Source organism: Mesorhizobium sp. M1295 (assembly GCF_040318135.1).
Classification (GTDB): domain Bacteria; phylum Pseudomonadota; class Alphaproteobacteria; order Rhizobiales; family Rhizobiaceae; genus Mesorhizobium.
In genome coordinates this window covers 96,268-118,317 of record NZ_JAMYLU010000005.1, presented here as the reverse complement: position 1 = coordinate 118,317, position 22,050 = coordinate 96,268, and the positions used below count along the sequence as shown (strand labels likewise).

Annotated in this window: 18 protein-coding genes; 14 read left to right on the top strand and 4 right to left on the bottom strand. The window is 63.8% G+C overall.

Annotated elements, in window-relative coordinates; translation table 11 throughout:
* Positions 1-2 precede the first annotated feature (2 nt).
* Complete coding sequence (gene hemJ, locus NKH29_RS09870; protein ID WP_084642637.1) at positions 3-545, top strand: protoporphyrinogen oxidase HemJ; 543 nt, start codon at positions 3-5, stop codon at positions 543-545.
* A gap of 161 nt (positions 546-706) precedes the next feature.
* Complete coding sequence (gene rho, locus NKH29_RS09865) at positions 707-1,972, top strand: transcription termination factor Rho (protein ID WP_023718755.1); 1,266 nt, start codon at positions 707-709, stop codon at positions 1,970-1,972.
* A 183-nt stretch (positions 1,973-2,155) separates the two neighbouring features.
* Here rho and NKH29_RS09860 read toward each other — a convergent pair whose 3' ends face one another.
* Complete coding sequence (locus NKH29_RS09860; RefSeq protein WP_352999496.1) at positions 2,156-4,174, bottom strand: thioredoxin domain-containing protein; 2,019 nt, start codon at positions 4,172-4,174, stop codon at positions 2,156-2,158.
* A 59-nt stretch (positions 4,175-4,233) separates the two neighbouring features.
* Here NKH29_RS09860 and mnmE point away from each other — a divergent pair, with 59 nt between their 5' ends.
* The 5 genes from mnmE (at position 4,234) to NKH29_RS09835 (ending at position 10,268) form a co-directional block, all read left to right on the top strand.
* A complete protein-coding gene (mnmE, locus tag NKH29_RS09855; protein ID WP_352496010.1) occupies positions 4,234-5,562 on the top strand; it encodes a tRNA uridine-5-carboxymethylaminomethyl(34) synthesis GTPase MnmE in 1,329 nt (442 codons plus the stop codon).
* Positions 5,563-5,978: 416 nt separating this feature from the next.
* On the top strand, positions 5,979-7,868 hold the full coding sequence (gene mnmG, locus NKH29_RS09850) for a tRNA uridine-5-carboxymethylaminomethyl(34) synthesis enzyme MnmG (RefSeq protein WP_352910403.1): 1,890 nt from the start codon (positions 5,979-5,981) through the stop codon (positions 7,866-7,868).
* A complete protein-coding gene (gene rsmG / locus NKH29_RS09845) occupies positions 7,865-8,503 on the top strand; it encodes a 16S rRNA (guanine(527)-N(7))-methyltransferase RsmG (RefSeq protein ID WP_352999493.1) in 639 nt (212 codons plus the stop codon). Before mnmG ends, rsmG begins: the two co-directional genes overlap by 4 nt.
* A 37-nt stretch (positions 8,504-8,540) precedes the next feature.
* A complete protein-coding gene (locus NKH29_RS09840) occupies positions 8,541-9,341 on the top strand; it encodes a ParA family protein (protein WP_084642633.1) in 801 nt (266 codons plus the stop codon).
* Positions 9,342-9,386: 45 nt separating this feature from the next.
* Entirely contained in the window at positions 9,387-10,268 is an 882-nt protein-coding gene (locus NKH29_RS09835) for a ParB/RepB/Spo0J family partition protein (RefSeq protein ID WP_023718749.1), read from the top strand.
* A gap of 315 nt (positions 10,269-10,583) precedes the next feature.
* Here the strand turns inward: NKH29_RS09835 and holA are convergent, their stop codons facing one another.
* Positions 10,584-11,627, bottom strand: coding sequence for a DNA polymerase III subunit delta (gene holA / locus NKH29_RS09830; protein WP_352999491.1), 1,044 nt, complete (start codon positions 11,625-11,627; stop codon positions 10,584-10,586).
* A gap of 53 nt (positions 11,628-11,680) precedes the next feature.
* Positions 11,681-12,631, bottom strand: a complete 951-nt coding sequence (locus NKH29_RS09825; RefSeq protein WP_352789154.1) for a hypothetical protein — start codon at positions 12,629-12,631, stop codon at positions 11,681-11,683.
* 313 nt (positions 12,632-12,944) lie between these two features.
* Here NKH29_RS09825 and NKH29_RS09820 point away from each other — a divergent pair, with 313 nt between their 5' ends.
* From NKH29_RS09820 to lpdA, 4 genes are all read left to right on the top strand, one after another.
* Positions 12,945-14,177, top strand: a complete 1,233-nt coding sequence (locus NKH29_RS09820; RefSeq protein ID WP_023718744.1) for a 3-methyl-2-oxobutanoate dehydrogenase (2-methylpropanoyl-transferring) subunit alpha — start codon at positions 12,945-12,947, stop codon at positions 14,175-14,177.
* A gap of 2 nt (positions 14,178-14,179) precedes the next feature.
* Positions 14,180-15,193 carry an alpha-ketoacid dehydrogenase subunit beta gene (locus tag NKH29_RS09815; protein WP_352999489.1) on the top strand — a complete coding sequence of 338 codons (1,014 nt, stop codon included), beginning with the start codon at positions 14,180-14,182 and terminating at the stop codon, positions 15,191-15,193.
* 11 nt (positions 15,194-15,204) lie between these two features.
* Positions 15,205-16,584, top strand: coding sequence for a dihydrolipoamide acetyltransferase family protein (locus tag NKH29_RS09810; protein WP_352965800.1), 1,380 nt, complete (start codon positions 15,205-15,207; stop codon positions 16,582-16,584).
* A 261-nt stretch (positions 16,585-16,845) separates the two neighbouring features.
* Positions 16,846-18,243, top strand: a complete 1,398-nt coding sequence (lpdA, locus tag NKH29_RS09805; protein ID WP_352999546.1) for a dihydrolipoyl dehydrogenase — start codon at positions 16,846-16,848, stop codon at positions 18,241-18,243.
* A gap of 171 nt (positions 18,244-18,414) precedes the next feature.
* Here lpdA and NKH29_RS09800 read toward each other — a convergent pair whose 3' ends face one another.
* On the bottom strand, positions 18,415-19,518 hold the full coding sequence (locus tag NKH29_RS09800) for a saccharopine dehydrogenase family protein (protein ID WP_352999487.1): 1,104 nt from the start codon (positions 19,516-19,518) through the stop codon (positions 18,415-18,417).
* Positions 19,519-19,640: 122 nt separating this feature from the next.
* Here NKH29_RS09800 and NKH29_RS09795 point away from each other — a divergent pair, with 122 nt between their 5' ends.
* The 3 genes from NKH29_RS09795 (at position 19,641) to NKH29_RS09785 (ending at position 22,035) form a co-directional block, all read left to right on the top strand.
* On the top strand, positions 19,641-20,069 hold the full coding sequence (locus NKH29_RS09795) for an Lrp/AsnC family transcriptional regulator (protein ID WP_023718739.1): 429 nt from the start codon (positions 19,641-19,643) through the stop codon (positions 20,067-20,069).
* A 342-nt stretch (positions 20,070-20,411) separates the two neighbouring features.
* Positions 20,412-20,777 (top strand): RidA family protein, encoded by a 366-nt coding sequence (locus NKH29_RS09790; protein WP_023718738.1) that lies wholly within the window; start codon positions 20,412-20,414, stop codon positions 20,775-20,777.
* A gap of 22 nt (positions 20,778-20,799) precedes the next feature.
* Positions 20,800-22,035: an amidohydrolase/deacetylase family metallohydrolase gene (locus NKH29_RS09785; RefSeq protein ID WP_023718737.1), complete on the top strand. Its 1,236-nt coding sequence runs from the start codon at positions 20,800-20,802 to the stop codon at positions 22,033-22,035.
* Positions 22,036-22,050 lie beyond the last annotated feature (15 nt).

Below are 22,050 nucleotides of genomic sequence, written 5' to 3'. Positions count from 1 at the left end.
TGATGGGCGCAGACAATGCGAACAGCACGAACAGCGGTAGCGGGGCGACGCGCCGCGCGGCAATCGCGATCGCCATTTTCCTCGTGCTGGCCGGGCTGCTGTTTCTCTTCGGGCCCGATGATTTCTATCCCTGGGCAAAGGCGATCCATGTGATTGCCGTCATCTCCTGGATGGCGGGCATGCTCTATCTGCCGCGCTTGCTGGTCTATCATGCCGATGCCGAAAAAGGCTCCGTCCAGTCGGAGACTTTCAAGGTAATGGAGCGCCGCCTGCTGCGCGGCATCATCAATCCGGCGATGGTGATTACCTGGGCGTTCGGCCTGTGGCTCGCCTGGAAAGGCTTTGGTTTTCAAGGCGGCTGGCTGCATGCCAAGATCGCTGCGGTGGTGGGTCTGTCGGCCGTGCATGGCTATTTCGCCGGCGCCGTCCGGAAATTTGCCGAAGACCGCAATGAAAAACCGGCAAGGCACTGGCGGATCGTCAATGAGATCCCCACATTGCTGATGGTCGTCATCGTCGTCCTGGTTATCGTGAAACCATTCTGACGTATTCGGTGCCCGCAAAAGGCGGCTTGCTCTTTCACCCGACCGACGATAAAAGACGGGTCTTCCTTCCCGTCATGCGCCGCCCGTCATCGCTTTCGGCCGCGCCCGGCATTTGTCGCATCCCGCCGATATTTTTCCCAAAGCTCATTCAGAGTCCGTCCATGCAAGAAATGAAACTCACCGAGTTCAAGAACAAGAAACCACCAGAGCTGATCGCCTATGCGGAATCGCTCGAGGTCGAGAACGCCAGCGTCATGCGCAAGCAGGAGCTGATGTTCGCGATCCTGAAGAAGCTGGCGGCACAGGATATCGAGATCATCGGCGACGGCGTCGTCGAAGTGCTGCAGGACGGCTTTGGCTTTCTGCGCTCGGCCAACGCAAATTATCTGCCAGGTCCCGACGACATCTATATTTCACCCTCGCAGATCCGGCGGTTTTCGCTGAAGACCGGCGATACGGTTGAAGGCCCTATCCGCAGCCCGAAAGAGGGCGAGCGCTATTTCGCGCTGCTCAAGGTCAACACAATCAATTTCGACGATCCGGAAAAAATCCGCCACAAGATCCACTTTGACAACCTGACGCCGCTCTATCCGACCAAGCGGCTGAAGATGGAGATCGACAATCCGACCACCAAGGACATCTCGCCGCGCGTGATCGACCTGGTCGCGCCGATCGGCAAGGGGCAGCGTGCGTTGATCAATGCGCAGCCGCGCACCGGCAAGACGGTTCTCATGCAGAACATCGCCCACTCGATCACCGCCAACCATCCGGAATGCTATCTGATCGTGCTTCTGATCGACGAGCGGCCGGAGGAGGTTACCGACATGCAGCGCTCGGTGAAGGGCGAGGTGATCTCGTCGACCTTCGACGAGCCGGCGGTACGCCATGTCCAGGTTGCCGAGATGGTGATCGAAAAGGCCAAGCGCCTGGTCGAGCACGGTCGCGACGTGGTGATCCTGCTGGATTCGATCACGCGTCTCGGCCGCGCCTACAACACCGTCGTGCCGTCATCCGGCAAGGTGCTGACCGGCGGTGTCGACGCGAACGCGCTGCAGCGGCCGAAGCGCTTCTTCGGCGCCGCCCGCAACATCGAGGAAGGCGGCTCGCTGACCATCATCGCCACCGCGCTGATCGACACCGGCAGCCGCATGGACGAAGTCATCTTCGAAGAGTTCAAGGGCACCGGCAACTGCGAAATCCAGCTCGACCGCAAGGTGGCCGACAAGCGCATCTATCCGGCCATGGACATATTGAAGTCCGGCACCCGCAAGGAAGACCTGCTGGTTTCCAAGCAGGATCTGCAGAAGATCTTCGTGCTGCGCCGCATCCTGGCGCCGATGGGAACAACCGACGCCATCGAGTTCCTGATCGACAAGCTCAAGCAGACCAAGACGAATGCGGACTTCTTCGATTCGATGAATACGTAGGGTTGGGGGCTGGCCGTTGCCTTCGTCATCCTCGGGCTTGGCCCGAGGATCCATGCCGTGAGCTCTACCGGAGAAAGCAGCGGAGCAGAATTTGCGCCGTTGCAGCGCGCGAAAGTCACGGCATGGATCCTATGGTCTGCGCTGCGTCGCTTCGCTCCTTGCTTCGCCATAGGATTACGAATCCTATCTTCGGCGCAATAACCCTTCCAGCTCTTCAGCTTCCGTTACCACCGGCAGGCAGACCTGCCCCGTGCACAGCCAGGCGCCGGGCTCGGCCGTTGGCGGCAGGACGCCGCCCGGCAAGGCCGGCAGATTTGTCGCCGAGCCAACAGGCACGACGATGTCCACCCGACGTGGGTCCGGATTTCGATTCGCAACCGGAACAAGCCTTGGATTCTCGGGTTTATCCACGATCACCAGTTTCAGCGGTTCGAGCGCCAGGGCACAGGCATTGACGATTCCTGCCTGGCCATAGGGCTGGTGCTCCGCCCGCCCGGCCGCATGCTCGGCGACTGTCCAGGCTTTTTCCCAGAGATCGAGATCGCCGGTCAGCGACGACAATCGGACCATGGCTTCGATGATCTGCCCGGTGGCGGAAGGAATGGCCTCGTCGACATCGCCGCGGATGCGGATCGGCACATCCGTGCTGTCCGACGCGGTCAGATAGTAGCCGGTCTTGTCGCTGTCCCGGTGCCAGAGATCGAGTTGCTCAATGAAGTTCTTGGCGCGATCGATATAGTCGGGATTGCCGGTCGCCTCGAACAGCGAGACCGCCGCATTGGTCATGGCGGCATAGTCGCTCGACAGGGCCGGGAACAGCCTCTTTGCGCCGAGCATCGAATGCGGCAGGCGGCCGTCACGTCCGGCGCCCGCAATGGCGGCAAAGCCCGCTGCCGCCGCTTCGATCCAGTCGGATCGGCCAAGCGATCGCCCGGCCTCGGCAAGGGCTGCGATCATCAAGCCGTTCCAGTCGGTCAGGGCCTTGCCGTCACGCCCTGGCCGGATGCGCTGTGACCTCGCCGCGAGCAATTTTTCTTTCAGAGGGACGAGCTGTTGGCGGTCGATCACACTTTGCGTCTGCTGGGCTTCTGTCTGGCGGATGATCGGCTTGCCCTCCCAGCCATGCGGGTCGGCAAGTGTGAAGTAGTTGAAAAACAATGCTGATTCGTCATCAAGGGCAAGCTCGACCTCATCCTTGCTCCAGGTATAGAACAGCCCTTCTTCCCCTTCGCTGTCGGCATCGAGACTGGCAGCGAAGGCACCGCCCTCGACCCGCATTTCGCGCAACAGCCAGGCAATCGTTTCTTCGATTCGCAACCGGAACAATTCCTTGCCAGTTGACGCGTAGGCCCAATTGCACAGCCGGACGAGTTGGGCATTGTCGTAGAGCATCTTTTCGAAATGCGGCACCAGCCATTCGGCGTCGGTCGAGTAGCGACTGAGGCCACCGCCGACATGGTCGTAGATGCCGCCGGCCAGCATCTTTTCGAGGCTGAGGAGAACGGCGTCACGATGGGCTGCGGTGCTGTCGCGCAGCCAGGACAGCCAGAGGCTCTGCATGAACGGCGCGTTGGGGAATTTGGGTGCGCCGCGCAGGCCGCCCAGCTCGCGGTCGATCATGCCGTCAATGCCGTTGGCGAGCTTCGCTAGCGTGTCGCTGTCGAGTACGGCCTTGGCATGGCTGCCCGCCAGCCGCGCCTCGACATGCGTAGTCAAACCGTCGGCGCTTTGGTTAACGCTTTCTTTCTTCTCCCGCCAAGCCTTGTCGACCGCCTCCAGCACCTGGACGAAGCCCGGGCGCCCGTAGCGGGCTTCGCGAGGGAAGTATGTGCCGCCCCAGAACGGCTTGCCGTCCGGCGTCAGGAACATGGTCAGCGGCCATCCGCCCTGCTCGCCCATCGAGGACAGCGCCGCCATGTAGATCTGGTCGATGTCGGGGCGCTCCTCGCGGTCGACCTTGATATTGACGAAGAGACGGTTCATGACGGCGGCGACGCCGTCGTTCTCGAAGCTCTCATGCGCCATGACGTGGCACCAGTGGCAGGCAGCGTAGCCGACTGACAGCAGGATCGGACGCTGCAGCGCCTGTGCTTCGGCCAGAGCGGCAGGCGACCATGGCCGCCAGTGCACCGGATTGCCGCTGTGCTGCTGCAGATAGGGACTGGCCTCTTCGGCAAGCAGGTTTTGTGCAGGCAATGTCACGGCGCAACTCGATGGCGGATTGAACAGGCATAGCTAGGGCGCTTCGGCAGAGCGGGCAAATGATTTCAAAAGACTCCATCGTGGCACTGTCGAGCGGGCGCCTGCCGGGCGGCATTGCGGTGATCCGAATTTCGGGGCCGCAGAGTCGATTCGTAGTCGAAACGATTGCCGGATCGGCCGTGCCGAACCGCGTTGCTAGCTATCGCAAGTTACGGGCGCCGGACGGATCGGTGCTGGACAGCGGCCTGGTCGTCTTCTTTGCCGGTCCCGACAGTTTTACCGGCGAGGACGTTGCCGAGTTCCATGTGCATGGCGGACGCGCCGTCGTGGCGAAGATGCTGGAAACGATCACCTCCTTCGACGGCGTCAGGCATGCCGAGCCGGGTGAATTCACCCGCCGCGCCTTTGTCAACGGCAAGCTCGATCTGGTCGAAACCGAGGCGCTGGCCGATCTCATCAATGCCGAAACCGAGGCGCAGCGGCGCTTTGCCGTGCACAATGCCGAAGGCGTGCAGAGCGAACTCTATCTGGGCTGGCGCCGACGGCTGATCCACGCCCGCGCGATGATCGAGGCCGAGATCGATTTTGCCGACGAGGACGACGTGCCGGGTTCGGTCGCCGACACAGTCTGGTCCGACGTGCGGGCCATGATCGCCGAGATCGAGCGCCATGTCGCCGGCTTCCGCGCTGCCGAAATCATTCGCGACGGGTTCGAAGTCGTCATCCTCGGTGCGCCGAATGCCGGCAAATCCAGCCTGTTCAACGCTCTGGCGCGGCGCGAGGCGGCGATCGTCACCGATGAGCCGGGCACGACCCGCGACCTGCTGGAGGTGGTGCTGGACCTCGAAGGGGTGCGGGTCCGGGTAACCGACACCGCCGGTCTGCGCGAGGCGCCCGGCAAGATCGAGGCGATCGGCATCGAGAAGGCCAGGGCCAAGGCGCACAGTGCGGACCTGCTGTTGCTGCTTGAGGATATGGCTGAGCCAATGGCGATCGGTGTGCTGCCGGGCGCCATTCCGGCGCTGAGGGTCGGAACGAAGGTTGATCTTCTGAGGGGCGAATCACCCTCGCCCGCGGCGCACTGCGATATCGCTATCTCGACGCAGGACGGCACGGGAGTGGCCGAATTGCTGGACGAGATCGGGCGGCACGCCGCAGCGCAGATCGGCCAGGCCGGCGATATCCTGCCGTCGCGGCTGCGGCACGTCGAGCTGCTCAATGAGACAAAACGCTTCCTGCTTGCGGCAGCGGCAAGTAGTGACCGCGGACAGGAATTGCGCGCCGAGGAACTGCGCCTGGCGGCGGATCGGCTCGGACGGATCGTCGGCGCGGTCGATGTCGAGGATATGCTCGACGTGATCTTTTCGCAATTCTGTATCGGCAAGTGACTCACGTGAAACATTGGGAAGAATACGCCCCAGTGATTCACGTGAAACGCTGGGCGGTCAGTGGAGGGCATTGTTTCACGTGAAACGATTCGCTGTGCAAATGTCGCAGGTGCTGCAGGTTGAGGGGTTAGTGCGGCTCTCGCCTTCTCCCCGTGTGGGAGAAGGTGGCCAAGCGAAGTTCGGTTGGATGAGCGGTGTTCCAGCTTGGCACCGACGGTGATCCGTCCAGCACCCCTCAACCGTCTTGGCGCTGCGCGCCAATCCACCTTCTCCCACAAAGGGAGAAGGCAGACAGGGCAGCGCCGGGCGTTCTCTATCTGCAATGGTCAGCGCAGTTATGCGCCTGAAGCCTCTCTGTTCTTGACAGCTCGTCCCGGCGGGCACATGTGTCGGCAGATTCGAACCGGAAGATACAGATGACCAATCGCTATGATGTGGTTGTGGTGGGTGGCGGCCATGCTGGGTGCGAGGCGGCCAGTGCTGCCGCGCGTGCCGGCGCCAGAACCGCGCTGGTGACGCTGCGCTTCGACACGATCGGTGTGATGTCCTGCAACCCGGCGATTGGCGGCCTCGGCAAAGGCCATCTGGTTCGCGAGATCGATGCCATGGACGGGCTGATGGGGCGCGTCGCCGATGCGGCCGGCATCCAGTTCCGTCTGCTCAACCGTCGCAAGGGGCCAGCGGTCCGCGGTCCGCGGACGCAAGCCGACAGGAAGCTCTATCGGCTCGCCATGCAGGCGGCAATCCGGCAGCAGGCCGGCCTCGATGTCATTGAAGGCGAGGTGCTGGACTTCGACATCAATGACGGGGAAATCGACGATGGGCGCATCGCGGCGGTGCTGCTGGCGGATGGAAGCAGGCTCGCCTGTGGCGCCGTGGTGCTGACGACCGGCACCTTTCTGCGCGGGCTGATTCATATTGGCGAGAAGAAAATCGTCGCCGGCCGCATGAACGAGCAAGCGAGCATCGGCCTGTCGGCGACGATGAGCCGCGCCGGCTTCAGGCTCGGGCGGCTGAAGACCGGCACGCCGCCGCGGCTGGACGGCAGGACGATCGATTGGGCGTCGCTTGAGAGCCAGGCGGCGGATGAAGATCCCGTGCCGTTCTCGCTGCTCACCGACCGCATCGAAAACCCGCAGATCCATTGCGGGATTACGCGCACGACCAATGTCACGCATGAGCTGATTCGCGCCAATCTTGGCCGCTCGGCTATGTATTCGGGGTCAATCGAAGGCGTCGGGCCGCGTTATTGCCCGTCCATCGAAGACAAGATCGTCAAGTTCGGTGACCGCGAAGGCCACCAGATTTTTCTGGAGCCAGAAGGGCTCGACGACGACACGGTGTACCCGAACGGCATCTCGACCTCCCTGCCCGAGGACGTACAGCTCGACATCCTGAAAACCATTCCGGGGCTGGAGCGGGCAACGATGCTGCAGCCCGGCTATGCCATCGAATATGACCATGTCGACCCACGCGAACTCAAGTCGACGCTGGAAACCAAGCGGATCGCCGGGCTTTACCTCGCCGGCCAGATCAACGGAACCACCGGCTACGAGGAGGCTGGCGCGCAAGGGCTGCTTGCCGGCTTGAATGCAGCGCGCAAGGCGTCGGCGAGCGATGAAATCGTGCTAAGCCGCACCGAAGCCTATATCGGCGTGATGGTCGACGACTTGACCAGCCGCGGCATCGCCGAGCCCTACCGCATGTTCACCTCGCGGGCCGAGTTCCGGCTGTCGCTGCGTGCGGACAATGCCGATGAGCGGCTGACGCCGCTGGCGATGAGACTGGGGATCGCCTCGCCGGAGCGAACGCAACGGTTCAACACTGTCGTGCAAGACCTTGATAAGGCGCGGCAGCTCGCCCTCGGCACCACGATGACCCCGAATGAGGCGGCGCGCCATGGGCTCGAGATCAACCGGGACGGCGTACGCCGCTCGGCCTATGAGTTGCTGGCCTATCCCGGTGTCGACATCGCCTGGCTGGGGCGCATCGAACCTGCTTTTGGAGCAATCGACGCCAAAACGGCCGAACGTCTTGAAACGGAAGCCAAATATTCCGTCTATCTCGACCGCCAGCAGGCGGACGTCTCGCAGATCAGGCTTGAGGAGAGCCGGCTTATTCCCGAGTCGCTCGACTTTGCTTCTGTTCCCGGCCTGTCCAATGAGCTGAAGCAAAAGATGCTGGCACGCCAGCCGCGTTCCATCGCTGACGCGCAGCGTATGGAAGGCATGACGCCGGCGGCGCTGGCGATTATCGTCGCGCATGTCCGCAACGCCGAGGCGGCCGCGCGAAAGCAGGTCGCGTGAGCGCTGCGTCCTGGGCGAACCTGCAACAGGCAGCAGGCCCGGTTTCACGTGAAACATTCGATCGTCTGGTCGAGTTCGAGGCCGTCTTCCAGAAATGGAATCGCCGGATCAATCTGGCCGCGCAATCGACGCAGGACGATGTCTGGCGCCGCCACATCCTCGACAGCGCGCAACTGGCGCGAATCAAACCAGACGCGAGGCGCTGGGTCGATCTCGGCTCCGGCGGCGGTTTTCCCGGGCTTGTGCTGGCCTTTCTACTGGTCGAGCGTGAAGGGGCCAGCATCGACCTGGTTGAAAGCAATCGGAAAAAAGCATCGTTCCTGCAAGCGGTCGTCGGACAGTTCAGCCTGCCTGCCAAGGTCATCGCGCGACGCATAGACGACAGCTATCCTCTTGTTCCTGCACCGCAAATCGTCACGGCCAGGGCGCTCGCCTCGCTGCCGGCCCTGCTCCACCTGGCGGCGCCGTGGCTTACGAAGGGCGCGCGCGGCCTGTTTCACAAAGGCCGGGATTACCGCGCCGAAGTGGCAGAAAGCGCTCAACGATGGTCTTTCGATCTGGTAGAACATGCCAGTGTAACCGACGCGCAGGGCGTCGTTCTCGAAATATCCGACTTGCGACAGCACCCTGGCTAGTGACCGGCGACCCCGAATGAATTTCTGGCATAGACCCATGATGAAGAACGGCCCCCGAATCATCACCGTCGCCAACCAGAAGGGCGGCGTCGGCAAGACGACGACGGCCATCAATCTGGCCACCGCGCTGGCCGCTATAGGCGAACAGGTGCTGATCGTCGATCTCGACCCGCAGGGCAACGCCAGCACCGGGCTTGGCATCGACCGGCGCGACCGCACCGTCTCGTCCTATGATGTGCTGACCGGCGAACTCGACCTGGAAGCGGCGGCGATCCCGACGGCGGTGCCCGGCCTGTCGATCGTGCCGTCGACGCTCGATCTGCTCGGCATCGAGATGGAAATCGCCTCGGCGCCGGACCGGGTGCTGCGGCTGCGCAACGCGCTGCGGGCTTCGGCCGAGCGCTCGGCCAATTTCGGCTATGTGCTGATCGACTGCCCGCCCTCGCTCAATCTGCTGACGCTGAATTCGATGGCTGCGGCCGATTCGGTGCTGGTACCGCTGCAGTGTGAATTCTTCGCGCTGGAGGGCCTGAGCCAGCTGTTGGAGACGGTCGAGCAGGTGCGCCGTTCGATCAACCCCGATCTGACGATCCAGGGCATAGTGCTGACGATGTTCGACGGGCGCAACAATCTCGCCAACCAGGTGGTGCAGGATGTACGGGCGCATATGGGCGACAAGGTCTATGAAACCGTCATCCCGCGCAATGTCCGCGTTTCCGAGGCGCCGTCCTATGGCAAGCCGGCGATTCTCTACGACCTCAAATGCTCGGGCAGCCAGGCCTATCTGCAGCTTGCTTCCGAAGTGATCCGCCGCGAGCGCAAATTGCGTGCCGCCTAACAGTAGCCAACAAGCGATTCGATACCGAAACGATCTGGACGGACGATGAACGAAGACCCTTCGAGAAAGAGACTGGGCCGGGGATTGGCGGCCCTGATCGGCGAAATCGATCGCCCGGCGGCACCGGAAAAGCCGGGGCTGGCGGCCGACGGCAAGGTGCCGATCGAGTTCCTCAGCCCTAACCCGAAAAACCCGCGGCGGCATTTTGGCGACGCCGACCTGACCGACCTCGCCCAGTCGATCCGCGAACACGGCGTGGTGCAGCCGGTGGTGGCGCGCCCGTCGAAAACCCAAACGGGCCGCTACGAGATTATCGCCGGCGAGCGTCGTTGGCGTGCGGCGCAACGCGCCGGGCTGACCGAAATCCCGATCATTGTGCGCGATGTCAACGATCGCACGGCGCTCGAACTGGCGATCATCGAAAACGTCCAGCGCACCGACCTCAACCCGGTCGAGGAAGCGCTGGGCTACCAGCAGCTGATCGACGACCACGGCTATACCCAGGCCGATCTCGGCCAGGTGATCGGCAAGAGCCGCAGCCATGTCGCCAACACGCTGAGGCTGCTCAAGCTGCCCGACGTCATTCGCGACATGCTGGTCGATGGGGCGCTGTCGGCCGGCCACGCCCGTACCTTGGTGACGGCCGACGACCCGGCCGGGCTCGCCAAGCGGATCATCGATGAGGGGCTTTCGGTGCGCCAGGCCGAGGCGCTGGCGCAGATGCCGGTCGGCGCGCCGGCGGCAAAACGCCAACCCGCCGCACCGCCGCAAAAGGATGCCGATACACTGGCGCTGGAGCGGCAGATGACCAGCACGATCGGCATGATCGTCACGATCGAGCACAACCAGCGCGGCGGCGTGATCAGCGTCGCCTACCGGACGCTGGAGCAACTCGATGAGCTTTGCCGCAGGCTGAAGCGGGAGTAGGTATGGCCCGGTACCTTAGCCGGCAAACTACTCGTGAATCGACTGCCGTTCTGACAAGAATTCGCTCCTGTTCGGGGTGTTGGCGCCGCCCCTCATCTGCCTGCCGGCATCTTCTCCCCGTATAGTGACGGGGAGAAGGGCGCTGTCTTCGACGGTTTTGCCGATCTCCAGCATTGCAAGAAGGTGCCGGCGTTGCGGCCGGCTTCTTTCTCCCCGTTTACGGGGAGAAATGCCCGGTAGGGCATGAGGGGCGGCGCCAGCCTCAATGATTGTCGTCTCCGACTGAGTTGAAGCTGCCATCTGCTCGAAGCGAGCTTACCTCTGCGCCAGCCTTGCGCTTTCCACGGCAATGCCGAGCAGCGCCTGGCGTGCCAGCGCGATCGACAGATCGGGCCGCCGGCGCGTTTGCAGCACCGCCGTCTGCAAGCGGGTCAGGGCGCGGCCGAGCGCCTCGCTGCTCCAGCGTTCGAGGGCTTTCTCGACCAGCTTGCGCCTGGAGAAAAACACCGGCGGGCGCGCCGCGGCTACGACCGAAGCGGCATTGCGGCCGCCGGCGTCGATCAGGCCGCGCATCGCCTGGATCGTCTGCAACTGCCGCATCGCCGATGAAAGCACCAGGAAGGGCTGGCCGCCAGACTGGCAATGGCGGGTGAAGGCGGTGTCGAAGTCGGCGATCCTGCCTTCGAGCAGGGCGTCGACGGCCGCATCGAAGGAGAGGCCGGAGACATCGCCGGATGTCGCCTTGACGTCGTCGAGGCCGATTTCGGCCTGGCCATGCGCATAAAGCACCAGCTTTTCGATCTCGCCGCGCGAGGCCAGCCGGTCGCCGCCGAGGTTGCGGCGCAGCGCCTGCCGCGCCTCCAGCGTCATCGACATGCCAGCCTTGCGCAGTTCGTCGTCGATGACCGTGTCAATGTCCCTGGCCTCATCGGCGTAGCAAGGCAGAGCCATGGCATTGTCCGCCGCCTCCACCACGCCGCGCAGGCCGACGCCCTTCTTCAGGTCACCGGCCTCGATCAGGATAATGGCATCGCGCGGCGGCTCGGCGGTCAGCGCCCTGACGTCGTCGGCAAGCGCCTTCTGAGCGCCGGCATTGCGCACCCATAGCAGGCGCCGCTCCGAAAACATCGGCACGGTGTGCGCCTCGTCGAGCAGGCGGCCCTCGTCGCGATCGACCTCCGATCCGTCCAGCCTGACCACCGAGAACGGATCGTCGAGCGGCAGGCCGGTCCTGGCGGCAAAGGCCTTTGCCCGCTCGGCGACCAGCCCGCGATCGGGACCGTAAAGCAGCACGATCGAGACGCGCGGATCCGGCTTCGCGAGCCATGAATCGACCTCGTATGCTTTCTTCTGTGCCATGGTGTTGTGGTTAGCATGGCGAGAGCTCCGGGTGAACCACAGGCGCCGGCCTGCTAGTTCTTGTCCTCGGGGGATTGCAGGATGCTATCAGGCTTGAACGAAGTATCGGCAGCACCGAGGCGTTCATAGTCCGTCATTGCCGCGTCAAGCGATTTGCCTTTCTCGACCGACCACAAAGTCACTGAGGCCAGATAATTTGTGAAGGCGTTCTGCTCTCTTCCGAAAATGGCGGCCAAACGCGAGTCGTTTTGGAAAAAGCGATCGAGTTCCTGTTTGATTGCAACGTCATTCTTCGCCAGCGACCGTATAGCCCATACAGCCGATGCCACCGTCATCACACGCATCATGTCTTTTGATGCCTGGCTCTTGGGGCACCCATATTTCCGGCATGCAGCGACAATCATGATATTCTCGGGGCGACCTGGAGCCACCGCACCCGCGAATTTCCCCATAACAAGGCCGATGCAGATTGCGTCCGCCGCGATGCCGTCACGGCTGGTTCGAAGATTTCCCAGAATATGATCTCCCAGAATATGATCTATGTAGGACAAGTCTCCTGTCGCCATATAGGCGCCAAGCAGCAGATCATTGTCCAACGGGACAAAGAGGGGTGTCAACGTTTTCAAAGGCATGGCACCGGGGGATGCTGCATCCTCCAGCTTTCGGCTCGACGCGAAACGCCGCGCTTCGTCCGTGAGACCAGCCTTGTGCAGAGCGGCCAGATAAAGGTCAGCCGCGCGATCGGAGGGCACGCCATCCAGCAGTTTTCGTCGCATCTCCGGCGAGCCGTCGAACAATGCAGCGAAAAACCCGGTTATCGTTCCGTTTTCAGCGCTGGACGGAGCTTGATCCAAGGTTGTGATAAGCCGGTCAATGCAGGCAGCATCCCTCGTGCGATAGTACGTGCCGATGCAATCGTCCGACTGAGCGAAAGCTGGTCGACCGGATCCAACCAGAAAAGCTACAATCGCCAAAGCGACGACGGCCCTCGATCTGCCTTGCATTCCCGCCTCTCTCACAACGATGCCGTCAGGATAAGGTCCTGAATGGTAGGCGCAACTTGAATCGCTGGATGTGCGGGCTCGTCAAAGGCAAGCTCACCCCGGGACATATCGTCTGTTGCGGCAATCGTCGGCAAATTTCTGCTAAGTTGCGTGCTGCCGTCCAACATCGACAAGAAATTTCGCAGACACATCTTCATCTTGTGCGCGGCAGGCTGCATCGGCGGGAGCCGAAGACCGAAGCCCTGCCCGACGAATTGGCACTGGTCCGGCGGTGTGCAAATATCGCGCCGGGCAACAGTGGAGGACCGAGATCATGGCCGATGCCGGAATGTTGCGCTTCCATGTTCCGGAGCCGGAGGTGCGGCCGGGCGGCACGCCGGATTTTTCAGACGTGACCATCCCCAAGGCCGGCTCGGTGCCGCGCCCCGAGATCGACGTCGATCCGCGCACCATCCGCGATCTGGCGTTCTCGATCATTCGTGTGCTCAACCGCGCCGGCGAGGCGGTCGGGCCGTGGGCCGGCCTGCTTTCCGACGAGGAACTGCTGGAAGGGTTGCGCCATATGGTGACGCTGCGCAGCTTCGATGCGCGCATGCAGATGGCGCAGCGCCAGGGCAAGACCTCCTTCTACATGCAGCATCTCGGCGAAGAGGCGGTGAGCTGCGCCTTCCGCAAGGCGCTGGCGCCGGGCGACATGAATTTTCCGACCTATCGGCAGGCCGGCCTGCTCATCGCCGACGGCTATCCGATGGTCACGATGATGAACCAGATCTATTCGAACGAGGCCGATCCGCTGAAGGGCCGGCAGCTGCCGATCATGTATTCGTCGAAAGAGCACGGCTTCTTCTCGATCTCCGGCAATCTGGCGACGCAGTACATCCAGGCGGTCGGCTGGGCGATGGCTTCGGCGATCAGCAATGACCAGAAGATCGCCGCCGCCTGGATCGGCGACGGCTCGACCGCCGAGTCCGACTTCCATTCGGCGCTGGTGTTCGCCTCGACCTACAAGGCGCCGGTCGTGCTCAACGTCGTCAACAACCAGTGGGCGATTTCGACCTTCCAGGGGATCGCCCGGGGCGGCTCCGGCACTTTTGCTGCCCGCGGACTGGGCTTCGGCATCCCGTCGCTGCGCGTCGACGGCAACGACTATCTCGCCGTCCATGCGGTGGCCAAATGGGCGGCGGAGCGGGCGCGCAACAATCTCGGGCCGACGCTGGTCGAATATGTCACTTACCGCGTCGGCGCCCATTCCAGCTCCGATGACCCGTCGGCCTACCGGCCGAAGGCCGAGTCCGACGCGTGGCCGCTCGGCGACCCGATCGTCAGGCTGAAGAACCACCTCATCCAGCGCGGCGTCTGGTCGGACGAACGCCACGCCCAGGCCGAGGCGGAAATCCTCGACACGGTGATTTCGGCGCAGCGGGAGGCCGAGCGCCACGGCACGCTGCATGCCGGCGGCAAGCCCTCGGCGCGCGATATGTTCGAGGGCGTCTATGCCGAGATGCCGCCGCACCTCAGGCGCCAGCGCCAGCAGGCGGGAGTCTAACCATGCCGCGACGGACCATGATCGAGGCAATCCGCGACGCCATGGACGTGTCGATGGCGCGCGACGAGCGTGTCATCGTCTTCGGCGAAGATGTCGGCTTCTTCGGCGGCGTCTTCCGCTGTACGCAAGGCCTGCAGGCGAAATACGGCAAGAGCCGCTGCTTCGATGCGCCGATCAGCGAATCCGGCATTGTCGGCGCGGCCATCGGCATGGCCGCCTACGGGCTGAAGCCTTGCGTCGAGGTGCAGTTTGCCGACTATGTTTATCCGGCCTATGACCAGATCGTCTCGGAAGCGGCGCGGCTGCGCTATCGATCGAACGGCGACTTCACCTGCCCGATCGTGGTCAGGATGCCCACCGGCGGCGGCATTTTTGGTGGCCAGACCCACAGCCAGAGCCCGGAGGCGCTGTTCACCCACGTCTCCGGGCTGAAAGTCGTGGTGCCCTCGAACCCGCATGACGCCAAGGGCTTGCTGATCGCCGCGATAGAGGATCCCGACCCAGTGATCTTCCTGGAACCGAAGCGGCTTTATAACGGACCCTTCGACGGTCATCACGAGCGGCCGGTAACACCATGGTCGAAACACGAGCTTGGCGAAGTCGCCGACGGCCATTACACGGTGCCGCTAGGCAAGGCGGTGATCCGCAGACAGGGCGCTGAGGTCACCGTACTTGCCTACGGCACGATGGTCTATGTCGCCCAGGCGGCGGCCGAGGAGACCGGCATCGATGCCGAGATCATCGATCTGAGAACGCTGCTGCCGCTCGACCTCGAGACGATCGTCGCCTCGGTCAACAAGACCGGGCGCTGCGTGGTCGTGCACGAGGCGACGCTGACATCGGGGTTCGGCGCCGAACTTTCGGCGCTGGTTCAGGAGAACTGCTTCCACCATCTGGAGGCGCCGGTGGCGCGGGTCACCGGCTGGGACACGCCCTATCCACATGCGCAGGAGTGGGACTATTTTCCCGGTCCTGCGCGGCTAGGCCGCGCGCTCGTCGAAACGATGGAAGCCTGAGGGGGAAGACGATGGGCGAATATGTCATCAAGCTACCCGATGTCGGTGAAGGCGTCGCCGAGGCCGAGCTGGTCGAATGGCAGGTCAAGGTCGGCGATCTCGTGCGCGAGGACGCCGTGCTGGCCGCTGTGATGACCGACAAGGCGACGGTCGAGATTCCCTCGCCCGTCGATGGTGAGATCCTCTGGCTGGGTGCGGAGATCGGCGACACGGTGGCGATCGGCTCGCCCATCGTGCGCCTGAAGGTGGCCGGCGAGGGTAACGTCAAGCCGCCACGGGACGTTGAGGCGGGCGCCAAGCGTACCCCCACCCTTAACCTTGCCGGGGCGAGCCACGGGTCTCGCCCGTCCTTCGGACCCCCACAAGGGGGAGGGGGACGAGCTTCGGCTCCCAAGGCCGACGCCAAACCAGTCCCACCTCCGTCAGGAAGCGCTTCTGTGCGCGAAAGTGAGCCGGCAACGGAATTCCCCTCCGGCGGGGGTACTGCGCCGATCTCCGGCGCGCGGCGTCCGGAGGGCGAGAAGCCGTTGGCCTCGCCGGCCGTCCGCCTCAGGGCGAAAGAGGCCGGCATCGACCTGCGGCAAATTGTGGGGAGTGGCCCGGCCGGCCGTATCCAGCATGAGGACATCGAAGCTTTCCTGGCGCGCGGACCCGGGCCCGCCAAGATTTCCGGGCTTGTCCGCAACGAGGCGGTCGAGGATATCAAAATAGTCGGGCTCAGGCGAAAGATCGCCGAGAAGATGACGCTGGCCAAATCGCGCATCCCGCACATCACCTATGTCGAAGAGATCGACGTCACCGCGCTCGAGGATTTGCGCGCCGCGCTCAACAAGGAGAAGCGGCCGGGCGCGGACAGGCCGAAGCTGACGCTGCTGCCGTTTCTGATGCGGGCGATGGTCAAGGCGATCGCCGACCAGCCAAACCTCAACGCGCTGTTCGACGACGAGGCGGGCATAATCCACCAGCATGGCGGGGTCCATATCGGCATCGCCGCGCAGACCCCGTCGGGGCTGGTGGTGCCGGTGGTCAAGCACGCCGAGGCGCGCGACATCTGGGATTGCGCAGCCGAGGTTGTCAGGCTGGCTGAGGCGGCAAAATCCGGCACGGCGACGCGCGACGAGCTCTCTGGATCGACCATCACCATCACTTCGCTCGGGGCCATGGGCGGTGTGGCGACGACGCCGGTGATCAATCATCCGGAAGTGGCGATCCTCGGCGTCAACAAGATGATGATGCGGCCGGTGTGGGACGGCACCCAGTTCATCCCGCGCAAGATGATGAACCTGTCCTCCAGCTTCGACCACCGCGTCATCGACGGCTGGGACGCTGCGGTGTTCATCCAGCGGATAAAGGCGCTGCTGGAAACGCCAGCGCTGATTTTTGTGGATTGAGGAGATGAATAGAATGTTGCGGCGGTGCGGAACGATCGGGAGGCTGGAGGGACAGCGCCCCCCTCTGCCTTGCCAGGCATCTCCCCCACAAGGGGGGAGATTGGCAGTTTCCGCGCTCCGACCGCTCCTGCGACGGCGGCGATTGGCGAAGGCGGAGGCGAGATCCAATCTCCCTTGTGGGGGAGATGTCCGGCAGGACAGAGGGGGGCGCGAAGGATCGCCACAGAGCGCCTTTTTCCGAGCCGCTGCATGGGGCACGACATGAAGGAAATCTCCTGCAAGCTGCTCGTCATCGGCGCCGGTCCCGGCGGCTATGTCTGCGCCATCCGCGCCGGGCAGCTTGGCATCGACACGGTTATCGTCGAGTTCGGTCAACCGGGCGGCACCTGTCTCAATGTCGGCTGCATCCCGTCCAAGGCGCTGATCCATGCGGCCGAAGAGTTCGAAAAGGCGTCGCACTTGGCCGGCGGCAAGAGCCCGCTCGGCATTTCAATCGCAACACCATCGATTGATATCGAAACGACCATCGCCTGGAAGGACGGCATCGTTAGCCGGCTTAACAGCGGCGTTGCCGGCCTGTTGAAGAAGGCCGGGGTCAAGACCGTGCACGGCTGGGCGAAATTCCGTGACGGCAAGACCGTCGAGGTCCAGACCGAAACCGGGATGCAGGTGGTCCGCGCCGAGACGGTGGTGATCGCCACGGGCTCGGCGTCGATCGAATTGCCGTCGCTGCCCTTCGGTGGGCTGGTGATATCGTCCACCGAAGCGCTGGCGGTGAGCGAAGTGCCGGAAAGGCTTGCCGTCGTCGGTGGCGGCTACATCGGGCTGGAGCTCGGCATCGCCTTCGCCAAGATGGGCGCCAGGGTGACCGTGGTCGAGGCTTTGCCGCGCGTACTGGCGCAATATGATGCCGAACTGACCCGGCCGGTCGTGAAGCGGCTCGCCGAGCTCGGTATCGAGGTGCTTGTGGGCGCCAAGGCCAAGGGGTTGTCGACCAAGGGCGATGCGCTGCTGGTCGAGACGAAGGACGGCAAGAATGCCAAGATCGTTGCCGACAGGATTCTGGTCACCGTCGGGCGCAAGCCGGTGGTCGAAGACTGGGGGCTGGAGCAGATCGATCTCGACATGGCGGGAAAATTCATCCGCATCGACGACCAGTGCCGCACCTCGATGCGCGGCATCTTTGCCGTTGGCGACGTCACCGGCGAGCCGATGCTGGCGCACCGGGCGATGGCGCAAGGCGAAATGGTCGCCGAGATCGTCGCCGGCCACAAGTGCAGCTGGGACAAACGCTGCATTCCCGCTATCTGCTTCACCGATCCGGAGCTGATCACCGCAGGCCTGTCGCCGGAGGAGGCAAAGGGGCTCGGCGGCGAAATCAAGGTCGGATTGTTCCCCTTCGCCGCCAATGGCCGGGCGATGACGAAGATGGGTGAGGAGGGCTTTGTCCGGGTCGTTGCCCGCGCCGACAACCATCTGGTGCTCGGCATCCAGGCGGTCGGCCAAGGCGTGTCGGAACTGTCGACGGCCTTCGGCCTGGCCCTGGAAATGGGCGCGCGTCTGGAGGACATTGCCGGCACCATCCACGCCCACCCGACGCAAGGGGAGGGTTTTCAGGAAGCGGCGCTGAAGGCGCTCGGGCGGGCGGTGCATATTTGAGGGCAGGGTGATCTCCCCTCTTGAGGGCGAGATGGCCGGCAGGCCAGAGGGGGTCGGTTCGACTGGATTCGACCTCCCTTACGACAGTCGGAGGTTAGCGCTCTACGCGAGGCGACCCCCTCTGCCGCCTTCGCCGACATCTCCCCCCTCAAGGGGGGGAGATTACGCAGCTCAACCCGCCAGTCGGCTAACCATCTCGTGCTGCGCGTAGGCGCGGCCGAAGCGGTTGGCCAGGAAGGCGTCGAGCGCGATGTCCTCCTGCTTGATGAAGCCCTTTGCCGGCAAGGTGCCATCGGCCAGCATGTCGAGCACGGCGCAGATGGCGGAGGCAGTGGTGATCTGGATGGCGCTGCGCACCATTTCGCCGACACGCCTGGCGTAGATCTTGTTGGCGTAGGTCTCTTGCAGCAGGCGGCCGTTCTTGCGGCCGCTGACGGTGACGAAGACGATGACGACGTCCTGCAGCGTCGCCGGCAGGGCGCTTTCGAAAATGTCCTTCAGCACGTCGCGGCGGTGGCGCAGGCCGAGGTCGTTCAGCAGCGCCTTCATGATCGCGGCGTGGCCGGGGTAGCGGATGGTGCGGTAGTTCAGCGTCCGCACCTTGCCTTTCAGCGTTTCGGCCAGCGTGCCCAGCCCGCCCGAGGTGTTGAATGCCTCGTAGGTGACGCCGTCGAGCGAGAATTCTTCACGCTCCTCCAGCGGCGGCACTTCGACCAGCTCGCCTTCGACGATCGCCTCACAAGGCTCGCAATATTCGTTGATGACGCCGTCGGTGCTCCAGGTCAGATTGTAGTTCAGCGCATTCGACGGGTATTGCGGCAGCGCGCCAACCCGCATGCGCACGCTTTCCAGCGTGTCGAAGCGGCTGGCGAGATCGTTGGCAACGATCGAGATGAAGCCCGGCGCCAGCCCGCATTGCGGGATGAAGGCGCTGTTGCCGGAGCGCGCCAATTCCTTGACGCGCCTGGTGCTACCGACGTCCTCTGTCAGATCGAGATAGTGCACGCCGGCGCTGGCCGCCGCTTCGGCGATGCGCGTGGTCAGATGGAAGGGCGCAGCGCTGAGCACCGCGAACTTGCCGGCCAGGGCGGCTTCGAGGGTGCCGACGGCCTCGATATCGAGTTCCAGCGTCTCTACGCCGGCCGGCAGTTCGGCCGCGCCGAGCTGCGCAGCCGAGCGGTCGACCAGGGTGACATGGTAGTCGCCCGTGGATGCCAGCATCTCGGCTATGGTCGAGCCGATCTTGCCGGCGCCGACGACGATGATTTCCTTCATGACCGGTCCCTCGCACTAATGTTAAATAGACGGTAGAATCGCAGCTTGCCTGTCGAAAGGAAGCGTGGGATTGTGCAAAACGCAGTCTCTGTTTGATCAATACGCCGGCAAGGTTCGTCGAAATGCTTAGTGATGCCGACCAGGCGCTGCTTTCCCTGCTGCGCATCAATGCACGCGCCTCGACCGCCGAACTGGCGCGGCGGCTGGGCGTCTCACGGACGACGGTGCAGAGCCGGATCGAGCGGCTGGAGCAGCGAGGCATCATCACCGGCTACGGCGTCAGGCTTTCGCCGGATTACGAACAGGGACTGGTGCGAGCGCATGTCCTGCTCACCGTCACGCCCAAGCTTGCCGACAAGGTGGTGCGCAGCCTGCAGTCGCTGCCGCCGGTGCGGACGCTGCATTCGGTGAGCGGCAATTTCGACATGATCGTCATCGTCGAGGCGCCGTCGATCAGGGATCTCGACACGCTTCTCGACCAGATCGGCGCCATGGACGGGGTCGAGCGGACGTCGTCGTCGATCATCCTGTCGACGCGAATCGATCGCTGAGCGGGCTGGCGTCGCGGGTCAAGACGCTGGCGGGACAGCGCCCCCCTGTGCCCTGCCGGGCATCTCCCCCCACTTGGGGGGAGATCGGCAGCTTCGCTGGCAGCGCACCTTTTGCAAGGTCGGTGGTTGGCGAAATCAGTGATGACGGCCAATCTCCCTCCTAGTGGGGGAGATGCCAAGTAGTGGGAAAGAGGGCAGGACAGAGGGGGGCGCGAAGGGTCACCGAGCGTGGTGACCAAGCTGGCGCTCCCGCAGCAAAGCGATATAGCTTCCAAAATGTTGGATGAGAACCGCGGTGGCAGGCATAAGGGCGGTCACGCAAGATTTCCAGAGGAGGCCTCCTTGCCCAAGCAGTGTTTCGGAAAATCCCATGTGCCGTTGTCGCCGGCGGTCAGGGCCGGCGATTTCGTCTATGTCTCCGGCCAGGTGCCGGTCGGCAGCGACGGGCTGGTGGTCAAGGGCGGCATCGCCGAGCAGACCGAACAGGTGCTGTCGAACATCAAGGCGGCACTGGCGCTGGCCGGCTGCACGCTGGACGACGTGGTCAAGACCACGGTCTGGCTCGAGGACGCGCGCGATTTCGGCATCTTCAACACCGTCTATGCCCGGCATTTCCCGAAAGACCCGCCGGCACGCACGACGGTGGAGTCTCGGCTCATGATCGACATCAAGATCGAGGTCGAAGCCGTCGCCTACAGGCCGGCCTGACGGAAAAGCGGAGACAGGCGCAATGCAATTCGATCTCCTGATAAAAGGCGGCCGCCTCATCGATCCGGCGTCCGGCCTCGACGCACAACGCGATCTGGCGATTGTGGACGGCCGTATCGCGGCTATCGACGCCGAAATCCCCTTCGAGCGTGCCGCCCGCGTCATCGACGCCACGGGCTCCATCGTCGCGCCGGGCCTGATCGACCTGCACAGCCATGTCTATTGGGGCGGCACCTCGCTCGGCGTCGATGCCGACCGGCTCGCCGCAAAGAGCGGCACGACCACCTTCATCGATGCCGGAAGTGCCGGCGCCGGCAATTTCCTCGGCTTTCGCCGCCACGTCATAGAGCGCTCGAAAGTCCGCATCCTGGCCTACGTCAACATTTCCTTTGCCGGCATATTCGGCTTCTCGCAGACCGTGGCGGTCGGCGAGTGCAGCGACCTCCGGCTCTGCGAACCGCGCGAAACGGTGGCGGCGGCGCGCGAGCACGCGGACGTGGTTGTCGGTGTCAAGGTCCGTTCGGGTCGCCATGCCGGTGGCACCAGCGGCATCGCGCCGGTCGATCTCGCGCTCGAAGCCGCCGACAAGGCCGGCCTGCCGCTGATGGCGCATATAGACGAGCCGCCGCCCGGCCGCTCGGAAGTGCTGCCGCGGCTGCGCAAGGGCGACATCCTCACCCACTGCTTCCGGCCGTTTCCCAACGCGCCGGTCTTCGCCTCGGGGGCGGTGCGGCCGGATATGCGGCTGGCGCGCGAGCGCGGCGTCATCTTCGACATCGGCCACGGCATGGGCTCGTTCGATTTCGAGGTGGCCAAAGCGATGCTCAGCGAGGGTCTGGCGCCGGACGTGATCAGCAGCGACGTGCATCTCTACTGCGTCGACGGGCCGGCCTTCGACATCCTGGTCTGCATGTCGAAACTGCTGGCGCTCGGCATGCCACTGGTCGAGGTGCTGCGCGCCGCAACGCAGCGGCCAGCGGAAGCGATCGCCAGGCCAGATCTCGGCAGGCTGGCGATTGGCGTGGTCGGTGACGTCGCGGTGCTGCGTCTGCGTCCAGGCCACTTCACCTTTGTCGATTCGGTCGGCGCCTCGCTGGTCGCCGAGCAAAGGCTGGTCTCGGCCGGCATCGTGGTCGGCGGCACCTGGTGGCCGAACGAGGCGGTGGACGATCTCGGCGAGACCGAACGCTTCGAAGCGCATGCGCACGACACGCATGTCGAGGTGGCGAGCCGGCATTTCGGACATAGCCACTATTGACGGCGATGTGGCTCC

Bases quoted from the DNA above. Each gene is read 5' to 3' on its own strand.
- holA (WP_352999491.1), bottom strand. From the start codon at position 11,627: ATGGCACAGAAGAAAGCATACGAGGTCGATTCATGGCTCGCGAAGCCG.
- NKH29_RS09795 (WP_023718739.1), top strand. From the start codon at position 19,641: ATGCTTAGTGATGCCGACCAGGCGCTGCTTTCCCTGCTGCGCATCAAT.
- NKH29_RS09815 (WP_352999489.1), top strand. From the start codon at position 14,180: ATGCCGCGACGGACCATGATCGAGGCAATCCGCGACGCCATGGACGTG.
- NKH29_RS09835 (WP_023718749.1), top strand. From the start codon at position 9,387: ATGAACGAAGACCCTTCGAGAAAGAGACTGGGCCGGGGATTGGCGGCC.
- hemJ (WP_084642637.1), top strand. From the start codon at position 3: ATGGGCGCAGACAATGCGAACAGCACGAACAGCGGTAGCGGGGCGACG.
- mnmG (WP_352910403.1), top strand. From the start codon at position 5,979: ATGACCAATCGCTATGATGTGGTTGTGGTGGGTGGCGGCCATGCTGGG.
- NKH29_RS09810 (WP_352965800.1), top strand. From the start codon at position 15,205: ATGGGCGAATATGTCATCAAGCTACCCGATGTCGGTGAAGGCGTCGCC.
- lpdA (WP_352999546.1), top strand. From the start codon at position 16,846: ATGAAGGAAATCTCCTGCAAGCTGCTCGTCATCGGCGCCGGTCCCGGC.
- rho (WP_023718755.1), top strand. From the start codon at position 707: ATGCAAGAAATGAAACTCACCGAGTTCAAGAACAAGAAACCACCAGAG.
- mnmE (WP_352496010.1), top strand. From the start codon at position 4,234: ATGATTTCAAAAGACTCCATCGTGGCACTGTCGAGCGGGCGCCTGCCG.
- NKH29_RS09825 (WP_352789154.1), bottom strand. From the start codon at position 12,631: ATGCAAGGCAGATCGAGGGCCGTCGTCGCTTTGGCGATTGTAGCTTTT.
- NKH29_RS09800 (WP_352999487.1), bottom strand. From the start codon at position 19,518: ATGAAGGAAATCATCGTCGTCGGCGCCGGCAAGATCGGCTCGACCATA.
- NKH29_RS09785 (WP_023718737.1), top strand. From the start codon at position 20,800: ATGCAATTCGATCTCCTGATAAAAGGCGGCCGCCTCATCGATCCGGCG.
- NKH29_RS09840 (WP_084642633.1), top strand. From the start codon at position 8,541: ATGATGAAGAACGGCCCCCGAATCATCACCGTCGCCAACCAGAAGGGC.
- NKH29_RS09820 (WP_023718744.1), top strand. From the start codon at position 12,945: ATGGCCGATGCCGGAATGTTGCGCTTCCATGTTCCGGAGCCGGAGGTG.